This window comes from Alcanivorax sp. REN37 (assembly GCF_041102775.1).
GTDB classification, from domain to species: domain Bacteria; phylum Pseudomonadota; class Gammaproteobacteria; order Pseudomonadales; family Alcanivoracaceae; genus Isoalcanivorax; species Isoalcanivorax beigongshangi.
Genome location: NZ_JBGCUO010000001.1, coordinates 174,280 through 184,841, shown reverse-complemented (window position 1 = coordinate 184,841; position 10,562 = coordinate 174,280). Strand labels below are relative to the sequence as shown.

The following is a 10,562-nucleotide window of genomic DNA, read 5'->3' as shown; positions in this document are numbered from 1 at the left end:
CCTCAATTACTGCACAGTTGTTATTGCACCCGGGTGCCGAGCCAGGTGGCGCGCTCCTGCAGCAGGCCGCCGACCGCGTTATGCAGCCACTGCAGCGGCGCGCTCGGCGCGGCGGCATCGCTGTGCAACCACACACGCAAATGCGGCAATGACTCGCCGCGCCAACGCACGGCCACCAGCTCCGGTGCCAATTGCGGCGTGAAGGTGGGCAGCAGTGCCACCGCGCGGCCACCCTGCAGCTGGGCGCGGGCGTGTTCGCTGGCCGGCACTTGCACCCAACCTTGGGCGTAGCGCGACAGCCACTGGTGCCAACCCGCCAGCGTCGGGCACTGAGCCATGCTTTCCGGCTGTACGCCGACCAACTGGCCGACCGCAGCGCTGTCCAGTTCCGCCAGCCATGGGCTATGGCGCAGCTGACGCCGCGCCACATGGGGCGAGAATTCCACCTGCCCCATGTGGCGGGCGTCGTCCGCCGGCGCGCTGTCGCTGAGCAGTACCGCCAAATCTGACTGCGCGGCGGCGGCACCAAGCGGCACCGCCTGTAGCACCAGCTGCAACTGCGGTTGCTGGCGCATCAGTTGCAACAATCCGCGTTGCAGGAAGCCGGACAACAGCGGCTCCGATACTGCCATCACTAGCGGTCGCGAAGGCGTCAACGGATGCCCCTGCAAGCGCTGGTACAGCTGCTGGCCGGCCCAGGTCAGGCACACCTGCCGTTCTTGGCGGAACAACAGCCGCGCGCCCTGCTGGCGTTGCAGCCGATCCATCATGCGGCGCAGCGCCACCGGCGTCAGCGCCAGGTCTTGTGCCGCATCGGCGAAGTTGCCGCGCTCGGCGACCCGCACAAAAGCGCTTTCCAATTGCACCGGCGGCAGCGGGCTGGCCGCGCTGGAAGCCGGTGCGATAAACCGTGCCATGATTGCCTCCTTGCCCTCATCAGATCTGCCCCCGGGATAGTCAGGACGCGCCGGCCTTCCCGTGCCGGCGCCGTGGCTTAAGCGCTGGCGCGCTGGCTATCGTCTGCCGCCAATTGCTCGCGTAGGAAAAACACCAGTTCTTGGATCAGCCGGTCCCACAGCGTTAGCTGGGCCTTCACGGCATCCACATGGACACCGCCCGCCACCATCAGGTCTTGCTCCAGCACCAGCGCATCGCCCTGATGGCTGAGGCGGGCGAAACGCATGCGGCTGTTCCAGCGGTTCACCAGCTCGGCCGGCAGTTCGCCGTCCACTTGCAGGGTGAGGCCAAAGGTGACATCCAGCCACTGGCCATCGGTCTCGGCCGCATTACCGAACCGAGCCAGGAACGCCAGGCCTTGGCTGGCACTGCGCAGCAGCCGGCCCTCCTCATCCACGGTGACGCGGTAGCCTTGCTCACGCAGCAAAGTGGCCAGTTGTTCAGCGCTGAAGTGACGGATCAGTTCGAGATGCTCGCTCATTGGGACGCTCCTGAAGACGTGGTCGGCGCCGCCGGTGCGGTGGCCTGTTCGGCCTCCGGCAACGGTTGGGCCGGGTGGTAACGGTGGCCGTAAAGACTGTCGGCGTATTCCTGCACCAGATTGTCGAGCTTGACGCGCTGGTGGGTGGCAAACGGCTGGCGCGCTCGCAACAGGTCGCGGGTACGCAGCTGTTCAAAGGCGGTGATGACCTCGTGACCGGTCTGATACAGTGCCTCGTTCTGCACCGTGCACTGCTCCACTTGAGCACGGCGGAAACGCAGTTCGTTTTCGGCCACACTGCGCTGCTGTTCCTTTTCGCGCGCGGTATGCAGCAGCTCGTCGTAGGCGGCGCGGTATTCCTCCAGCCGCTCGTTACGAGCGCTGATCTGCGCTGAGGCTTGGTCACGCAGCCGGTCGTGCTGGGATTCGGCACGCGATAAGTCGCGGGCATGGCGTTCGACCTGCTGTTCGGCGCTCTTGAGTGCGTGCTGGGCCTGATCGCGCTCGGCGGTAAGTTGGCGCAGTTCTGCCTGGGCGCGCTGCAACTGATCGCTGACGCTGCGCAGCTCCGCCCGCAGGCGGTCCTCCAGCGACGCCGGGGCGGCTTGCCCCAGCGCCTGCACCGAGCCGAGCGTACTGACCAGCACCACCAGCGCCGGCAGCAAGTATCGGGGCGTGGACAGCATCATCAGAACCTCGCGTTCAGGTCGAGTTGGACGATGTCGAACGCCAGCGGAGCGCCATAGACTTCCTCAGTGCTCATCCAGCGTAGCTGGGTCCAGACATTGCGGTGCAGACCGTAGGCGCCGCTGAGGTAGAAGCCCTTGGCGTTGGTGCCGCCACGGTGGAAGCTGGCGTCGTTGTAGGCGTCCGGCAGGGCATCGGGCTCGATGCGCTTGTAGCCGGCCTGCAGCAGCCACTGGCCCTGCTCGCGGATATCGAGGGCGTTGCCCACCGACAGCTCCAGCATCCAGGCGGTGTCGCCGCTCTTGATGCGACCGGCGAGGTCGACGTTGTTACCGATCAAGCCGTCGGTGCTGCCTTGGGCGGTGGCGCCCATGCGGCGGTACATCTTGCTCTCGCTGTAGCCGAGGTTCTGGATGTAGTTGGCGTGCACGCGGTAGCGCAGGTCATTGACCAGATCACCGTCCCAGCGCAGGTGCAGGTCGAGCAACTGGAACTCGGCGGCCAAGCCCACGTACTGCGGCATCGGCGTGGCGGCCGGATCGGTGGGATCGAGCGCGATGTCACGCAGCATGAACACGGTGTTGCCCTTCTGCATGAACGCCGGGCGCGACCAGTCCGTGGAGCAGCCATAGCCGCCCTCGCGCGGCGAGCGCCAGGGGGAGCAGGCAGCACTGCGCTCACCGCTGATATTGTCGAACTCATAGAAACTGGCCGCCGCCAACAGGCTGTTGCGCTCGGAGAACTGGAAACGCGCACCGACCTGGGCACCAAACAGCCATTTGTCCTTCGAACGCTGCTTCACCTCACTGCGGCTGGGGCTGTCGTCGCTGGTGTACTCCAGCGGGAAGGCGCCCAGGGTGGCGAACAGGCCGCTGCCGTCGGTGTCGTCAAAGCCCACCGCCAGACCATCCAGATTTAGATCGTTGGAATAGAGCATGTCGGTGAACAGGAACGGGGTGGCGAACCGGCCCCCGGTGACGCTCCAGCGGTCACCGGAGCGCCAGCGGATGTAACCGCGATCCAGCCAGAAATCTTTTTTCTCCAGACCGCCGCCAAGGGTCTGGTTGGTGGACACCGGATCGTCGCTGCTGCCGGTGGCCAGCCGCAGCCCGGCCTCCCAGTGATCAGACAGCATTGCCGTCACACCCAGCCGGGCGCGCACGCGGATCAGGTTAGTGCGATCACGCGTGGTGTTGTAGAACGGCGGGTAGGCGCCGAGGCCGATCTGCGCCGGCGACATGTCCTGCGGCCCTTCTTGGTTGAAGCGGTGGTAATCGACCAAGTAAGGATCGTTGCCGTCACCCATGAAGCGCGACTCATCGCGCAAGCGCACGTCGGCGTCCACTTTGATGCGGCGGGTCCAATCGGCCACTTGGCCGGGCGCGGCCCAGCCATCGCGTTCGGCTTCGGCGATCACTTGCTCGCGCAGCGAGGCGGTGATTTCTTCGCGCACGTTCTCCGGAATGTAGGGCACCCGCACATCGCCGGGCTCTGCCGTCAGTGCCGGTGCCGCCTGCTGCTGCGCTTGGCGCAGCAGGGCATCGGCTTGCTCCGCTTCCAGCACGCCCTGCTCCACCAGCAGCCGGATCAGGTTCACGGTGGTGGCGTCCGGGGCTTGTGCTTGGGCCACGCCGGCGGTGAGCAGTGCCAGCATCACGAGTTTGCGTTTCATTGAGCTCTCCTTGGTCAGCGATCAGCCCGGGCGACGCCCGGACACCGCAATCGTCACCGGCAGTCGCAGCGACGCCGGCGGCCGTTCTCCGAACGCCGCTGCCCGTCGCAGCGCCGTCACCACTTTTTCGTCCACGCTGTCATCACCGCTGGAACGCAGGACTTCCACGCGGGTGATCTGGCCGCCTTCGTTCAGCCACAGGTTCAGGCGCAGTTGGAACACCAGCGCGCGGGTATCGGCGTCATCGCGCAGCACCCGCTGCAACTGATAGGCCAGGTATTGCCCGTAGGTGGCGTTGCCGGCGCGGCCGGCGCCGCTGCCGCCCATGCCGCCGCCCCCGCCGGCGCTGAGGCCGAAGGCATCGCTGCCGGATTGGGCATCGCCGTCGATCTGCATCGCTTCCGACAGGTCATCACTGGGACGCGGCACGTCGTCTTCGGGCAGCGGTTCATCCAGCGGCGTCGGCTCCGGGTCCGGATCTGGCACGTCCTGCTCCACCTCTTCCGGTTCCGGCGGCGGCTCCTGCTCCGGCGGCGGCTCTGGCGGTGGCGGCAGCGGGATGATGGTCTGCAGCGGCGGCGTCTCGCGGCGGATGCCGCTTTGTTGCTGCGCCCAGTACCACACCAAAGCGCCGATCAGCACCAAGGCGATCACACCCAGCAGCCACCACAGCATGGTCTTGCTCCGTCCGTTACCGGCGTTGTCAGCGCGCTTGTTCACCGCATGGCCTCCCGCCGATCATTTCGGCCGCCCGGTGACCAGGCCGACCTGGTTCAAGTCCAGCCGCCGCAGCAGGTCCAGCACTTCCACCACTTTCTGGTACTGCACCACCGCGTCACCGCGCACCACCACCGGGAAATCCGGGGTGATGGCTTTTTCGCGGCGCAGCCGGTCTTCCAGCTCCGGCAGAGTGACCGGGTAGGCATCGAGAAACACCTGACCCACATCGTTGATGGAAATCGCTTTGGTGTTGGATTCCGACAGCGAGGTGGAGGTGCTGGCCTTGGGCAGGTCGACGCGAATGCCTGCCACTTGCGCGGTGGCGGTGAGGATGAACATCACCAGCACCACCATGAGCACGTCCACCAGCGGCGTGATGTTGATGCCGTCGACCACATCATCGTCTTCGTCCGGCGCGTTGGAGCGGGCCATCTCACACCTCCTGCGCGGCGTCGCTGCGCTCAGCCAGCCGCGCCAGCAGTTCGTCGCCGAACACGCGCATGTCCGCGCTGACATCCTTGTTGCGCGACACCAGGCGGTTGTAGCCAAACAGCGCCGGGATAGCGACGAACAGGCCCATGGCGGTGGCCAGTAGCGCCGCAGCCATACCCGGCGCGATGGCGTTGATGTTCACGTCGCCGGCCATCGCGGTGCCGAGGAACACCACCATGATGCCGAGCACGGTGCCGAGCAGGCCGATGTAGGGACCGCCAGCGATGGCGTTGGACAGCACCCCGAGACGCGCACCGAGTTGCTGCAGCGCACCGGAGCGGGCGGCGTCCATGCTGGCACGCACCGACTCCAGTGCCGCCGGAGACAGCCGCGTCATGCCTTCACTGCGACGCACTTGCACCTGTTCCATGGCGGCGTCGTAGATGCGGTACAGCGAGGAGTGCGGGTAGCGGTCGGCGGTGGCCTGATGCAACTGCTCAAGGCGGGTGCCGGCGTGGTTGAACTGGTCACGGAAGGCGGCGTTTTCGGTTTCCATGCGGGTGAGGGCGCGGCTTTTGCGCACCATAATTACCCAGCTTTGCAGCATCATCAGCAGCAGGATGAACAGGATCACCCAGGCATCGAACGGCACCGCACTGAACAGGAAGCCGAGTGCGCCGAAGCCCATGCCGGACTGCTGCTCATCAACGCCGTAACTGACCAACCGCGAATCTGCGCCCTGCGCCGCAGCGTCCGCACGCAGCAGAGCCTCCGGGCGCACGATGCGTGACAGTCGTAGTTCATCCAGTGCCCCCACGAACGGCTGCGCCACCGGCGCCGGCGCATCGCCCTCCACCGCCACATTGGGCAGGGCGGCGAGGTGCGCGGCGGTGTTCAGCGGCGGCAATAACGCCGCCAGGCTGGCAGCGGCACGGCCATCAACATACAGCCGCACTTGGGTGCCGTCGGCGGTCACCGCCAGGTGTTGCCACTGGCCGGTGACCAGCGGCGCACCAAGGGTGGAGCGCTGGCCGTTGACCGCCACATAGGGCGCGCCGTCCGCCAGGCCGAGCAAAAATTGCTGGCCGCTGTCGGCGCGGGCATAGAGCACGCGGTCGCCATCCAGCTGGTCCGGGCGCACCCACAGGCTCAGCGTCATTAGCCCGCCGTTGGGCAGCGCCAGCGAGGCCGCCGCCGGCAGCGTCAGGCCACCGGTGCCATTGAACTGTGCGGCGCGGCCGATAACGCCGTCGGTGAGGTCGTTGAGGGTGCTGGTGCTGTGATTGCCGTAGCCGGTGCTGTCGCGCGGGGCGCTGCCGGCCGGATCATCGAAGTGGTAGACCAGCGTGTAGTTGGGATCAAAGGTCTGGCCACCGTCGCTGGTGCTGGGGGCGTTGTCGTTGCCGTAGTACAGCCACAGGTCTTGGCGGGTGCCGCCGTCCACCGCCGGCACATCGACCCACACATAGGCCACGCCCATCAGTGCATCAAACCGCTCCACTTGGTGGTTGAGCACAGTGCGGTCATCACCGGTGACAAACCGCAGGTCGGCACCGCTTTCCTGCACATCATTGAATTCGAAGTTGCCGGTGTGCAGCCGCACCAGCAGCGGCGTGCGCCCTGGCGCCTGGTCGATGGCGGCGCCTTCGGCAGTGGTGTCCACGGAAATCTGCTTGCGGTACTTCCAGTTGGCATCCCACCACGCCTGGGCGGTGAGCGGCGCCAGCAGCAGGCAAGTGATCAAGAGGGTTATCAGGCGTTGCATGGCGTCGTCCTTACTCCGGGTCCGGGGCAAACATCAGAAGGTGGCGCGCACGTTGAAGTGCACATGGGGGTCGTAACGTTCAGTGTTAGCGCCGTCGCGCAGCGGCCAGGCAAGATCCAGGCCCCACGACAGCCAGTCGTACATCTGTGCGCGCGTGCCGACCCCGGCGCTGGCTAGGCGGTGCACCCAGCGCTGTTCCGGCAACGGTTTCAGTAGTTCCAAGCGCGCGCTGTCGGCAAACAGATAGAAGCGCCAGTCATTCAGGTCTGGCCCGAGCCAGCCCGACAGCGTCGGCGTGCGCAGCTCGGCGGACAGCAAACCACCGGTGTCCCCGGTGGATTCCGCGGACAGGTAGCCGCGCACGCTGGTGGCGCCGCCGGCAGACATCTGCTCGTTGGAAATCAGCGGGCCGGTGGCCAGCTGCACCGAGCCCGTGCCGTGCAGCTGCCAGCCGGATTCAGTGAGGTTATGGGTATGCGAGGCACCGGCCTTGAGCAGCGTGAAGCTGGGGCGGGCGCGGTGGCGTTTGTCGTTGAACTCTTCGTCGCTGCTGCCGTAACCGAAGAACTCGGCAAAGCCCGTCACCACGGTCAGGTGCAAGTCAGACTGGCTCTTGTCGCCGAAACGGTAGCCGGTGTAACCGAGCGACAGCGGCGCGTATTTGATCGGGTAACGCTGGGCGTCGACGCCGGCCATGCCGAGCGCTTCACGGAAGCTCTTGAACTCCATGCCCGCCGACACCGAGTGCAGCCAGCGGTTCTGGAACGGCCAGCTGTACAGCAGGGTGGCGCCGTAGGCAGTGCCGCGACCGACCACGGTGGTGCCGCCGACGGTGGCCACGTCGCTGTCGGATTTGAACGCATTGGCACGCAGCGACCAGTTGCCGCCCAGCGGCGCCAGGTAGGAACCGGTCCAGACCTTGGCGTCATCCAGGTCTTCCGGGGCGGTGAAGAAGGTCAGCGAGGCATCGTGGCCTTTCTGCCACAGGTTGCGGTGGCCCACGGTGACCACGGCGCGATAGTGGGTGGTGTCAGCGCTGTAGTCGTTATTGAACGCCAAGCTGCCGTAGCTGGGCCGCTGGTCGTCCACCTGCAGAGTGACGTCCATGGTGCCCGGCAACTGTCCTTCGCGGACCACCGGCGCCACCGGCCGCAACCGCTGCGCCACCGCACCCAGTTCTTGCTGCACCGCTTGGAAGTTGGGCACGCTGCCCTCAGTCAACGCCGGCACCTGATCGCGGATGGCTTGCGGCGAGGTATGGGTGGCGTCTTCCACTCGCACCCGGCCGATGCGGGTTTCGTTGACCACCAGCAGCACCACGCCGCCGGTCACCGCTTGTTCGGGTAAATCGACGAACACGGACTGGTAGCCGGCCGCCTCATAACGCTGTTGCAGCGCTTCGCGGGCGGCGTCGATGTCAGCCAGCGTGCGCTGCTCGCCGAGGAAGGGGTACACGGTGTCCTGGATCTCGCGCACCGTCAGCACCGTGTTGCCGCGCACCAGGTACTCGCGCACCGTAACGGTGGCAGTATCGATGTGCGCCGCGTCGTCGCTGACGTCCGCTTGTTCCGCCGCTAACGCCGGCGCTGCCAGTGCCAGCATCAACGCACTGGCGAAAATTCCGTGTGCGCCGAATCGACGCGTCCTTGTTGCTGCCGTCATGCCTTGGTTTTCCCTTTGGTCCCCGGCCAGGGGGGCAACCGGGCGGCCACGCCGCAGCCAGCCACCCGAACAGTGCCCAGTTGACGGCGATGCCGACGCGGCACCGAAGGGTTGTCACAAAGAATTCACACGGCAGTCAGTGCCAGCGCTGCAGCCAGTGCAGCAACAGCGTCGGATCGACGCTGGTATCGAGGTAGTAATAGTGCGCGCCATGGCGCAGCAGCAGGCTGGAAGCTCCGGCACTGTTGGGCACCGGCTGCACCCACAGCGCCCGATCGCCGGCGGTTCGGTGCAGCAAAGGCGCGGCATCGGTCGCTGACAGGAAGTGAGCGGCGCGCTGATCATCGGTGGCGCCGCCGGACTGAAAGTAGGCCAACTCGTCATGGGTCAACTGGCGGTGGCCGAGGTAGCGGCCGTCGGCAAACCGCAGCAGCAACATGTCGCCGCTATGGCCGATCGCCACCGGCGTCACGCCGTCCAACGGCCACTGGCCGGCGGGCAGGTGCAGTTGCACCGGCGGCGCCGCACACCCGGCCACACTACACAGCATTATCAGCAACCGTTTCACGTCCGCGCTCCGCCGCTCCATTGCCGCGGCAGTATCGCCAAGCACACCTCGGCGATGGCCCGCGACAACCCCGGCGGTCGCCAGCACAGGATCGACGGCTCAGCTGAGCACCACCACCTGCCCCGGCAAGCGCGTCACCGACAATCCATAGGCGGTGCCGATCAATTGCGGAATCTCGTTGATTTGATCCAGCTCGAAGCGCGCCTGCACCCGCATGCGCCCCAGTTCGCGGCGCAGCAGCAGCACCCGGCCGGGCCAATAACGATTAAGTTCATCCACCACTTCCGCCAGCGGCCGGTCGTTGAACACCAATACCCCGTGTTGCCACGCCAACACGCTGTCGGCGTCGGCGCGGTAGACATCGCTCTGCCGCTCACCGCGCACCACCAGTTGCTGGCCGCCGGAGAGCGCGGTCTGCTGGCTGCCGGAATGCACCCGCACCTGGCCCTGCAGGCAGGTGATGCACAAGCGTTCGGACAACTGCTGCACATTGACCTGGGCATCGCGCACCTGCACCAACGCCGCGCCCGCCCGCACCATGGCCAAACCCTGTGCTGGCGCCGTCAGCAGCAGTTCGCCGCGCAGCAGTTCCAGCCACCAGCCACGGTCTTGAGGCCGCGCATTGAGCGCGCTGTCGGTATTGAGCGTCAGAGCCAAGTCACCCAGCGACAGCTCGCGCTGCTCGCCCACCGCCGTGACATAGTCGCCGCTAGGGCTGCGCCAGCCGGCAACACCGACGCCCAGTCCCGCCATGCCGGCCGCCACCGCGCCACCGGCAAGCAGGCCCTTGAGCAGCCGTCGGCGCTGCGGATTTTGCGGCGCGGCAGTCGCCAGCGCGCAGTGGGAAAGTTGTTGCCAGCGCCGGTACTCGCGCTGAAATGCCGCGCGATGGTCAGGGCTGGCCGCACACCATTGGCGGAATGCCTCCGCATCCGCTGCCGTAGCAGCGCCGGAGGTCAGCCGAACAATCCAATCCACCGCTTCCTCAGTGGATGCTGTGTGCGGCGCTGTATCAGGCCGGATCACCATGGGAATCGGTCACCGCATCAGAGTCGGACGCCGGTTGCGTCCGCGCATGAGGAACAGACCGACTGCCGGCCCCGGGACCGAACCGTTGGTACACATCCCGTTCCACTAGGTCGCCACAAAACAGCAGCGCCGCCTTGAGTTCTTTTTCGATGGTGCGGGTCGACACCCCAAATTCCTGCGCCAGCTCCCGGTGCCCCACCCCCGCCAGCCGTGATGCCAACAAGATGCGCCGCCGCCGGCTCGGCAGCCGGTGCAACGCGCGCCGCAGCAACCACACTTCCTGCTCGGCCTGGGCCGCTTCCGCCGGCCCCGGCCCGGATGCCATGTCATGCATCAGGGATTCCACTTCGTCGCTGTACAGCAAGCGTTGCTCGGCACGGTGCTGGTCCATGGCCAGATTGACAGCGATACGCAGCAGGTAGCCCATCGGGTTGGCCACGGCGGTCGCGTCCGCCATTTGGTCCACCTTCATCCAGGTTTCCTGCAGCACATCCTCGGCCATGTGCTCGTTGCCCAGCCGCGCCACCAGGCGCCGTTTCAGCTCGTGATAACGCTCCAGATACAGCGTTTTCATTTGTTCCTTGCTCAT

At 66.4% G+C, this 10,562-nt stretch carries 11 protein-coding genes; all 11 read right to left on the bottom strand.

Features of this window, described 5'->3' with window-relative positions; translation table 11 throughout:
• Positions 1-20 precede the first annotated feature (20 nt).
• Complete coding sequence (locus AB5I84_RS00810) at positions 21-917, bottom strand: helix-turn-helix domain-containing protein (protein WP_369453929.1); 897 nt, start codon at positions 915-917, stop codon at positions 21-23.
• A gap of 77 nt (positions 918-994) precedes the next feature.
• Positions 995-1,438, bottom strand: coding sequence for a YbjN domain-containing protein (locus AB5I84_RS00805; protein ID WP_369453928.1), 444 nt, complete (start codon positions 1,436-1,438; stop codon positions 995-997).
• The gene (locus AB5I84_RS00800; protein WP_369453927.1) at positions 1,435-2,127 is read right to left on the bottom strand and encodes a hypothetical protein; all 693 of its coding nucleotides are present in this window, start codon (positions 2,125-2,127) and stop codon (positions 1,435-1,437) included. The genes AB5I84_RS00805 and AB5I84_RS00800 overlap by 4 nt, the downstream gene beginning before the upstream one ends.
• Complete coding sequence (locus tag AB5I84_RS00795) at positions 2,127-3,797, bottom strand: putative porin (protein ID WP_369453926.1); 1,671 nt, start codon at positions 3,795-3,797, stop codon at positions 2,127-2,129. The genes AB5I84_RS00800 and AB5I84_RS00795 overlap by 1 nt, the downstream gene beginning before the upstream one ends.
• Positions 3,798-3,818: 21 nt before the next feature.
• Positions 3,819-4,517, bottom strand: coding sequence for an energy transducer TonB family protein (locus AB5I84_RS00790; protein ID WP_369453925.1), 699 nt, complete (start codon positions 4,515-4,517; stop codon positions 3,819-3,821).
• Positions 4,518-4,535: 18 nt separating this feature from the next.
• The gene (locus AB5I84_RS00785) at positions 4,536-4,949 is read right to left on the bottom strand and encodes an ExbD/TolR family protein (protein ID WP_369453924.1); all 414 of its coding nucleotides are present in this window, start codon (positions 4,947-4,949) and stop codon (positions 4,536-4,538) included.
• Between the two features lies 1 nt (position 4,950).
• Positions 4,951-6,714 (bottom strand): DUF2341 domain-containing protein, encoded by a 1,764-nt coding sequence (locus AB5I84_RS00780; protein WP_369453923.1) that lies wholly within the window; start codon positions 6,712-6,714, stop codon positions 4,951-4,953.
• 33 nt (positions 6,715-6,747) lie between these two features.
• Positions 6,748-8,376, bottom strand: a complete 1,629-nt coding sequence (locus AB5I84_RS00775) for a ShlB/FhaC/HecB family hemolysin secretion/activation protein (RefSeq protein ID WP_369453922.1) — start codon at positions 8,374-8,376, stop codon at positions 6,748-6,750.
• Positions 8,377-8,512: 136 nt separating this feature from the next.
• The gene (locus tag AB5I84_RS00770) at positions 8,513-8,944 is read right to left on the bottom strand and encodes a hypothetical protein (protein ID WP_369453921.1); all 432 of its coding nucleotides are present in this window, start codon (positions 8,942-8,944) and stop codon (positions 8,513-8,515) included.
• 99 nt (positions 8,945-9,043) lie between these two features.
• Entirely contained in the window at positions 9,044-9,922 is an 879-nt protein-coding gene (locus AB5I84_RS00765; RefSeq protein ID WP_369453920.1) for a FecR family protein, read from the bottom strand.
• Between the two features lie 34 nt (positions 9,923-9,956).
• Positions 9,957-10,562: an RNA polymerase sigma factor gene (locus AB5I84_RS00760; RefSeq protein ID WP_369453919.1), complete on the bottom strand. Its 606-nt coding sequence runs from the start codon at positions 10,560-10,562 to the stop codon at positions 9,957-9,959.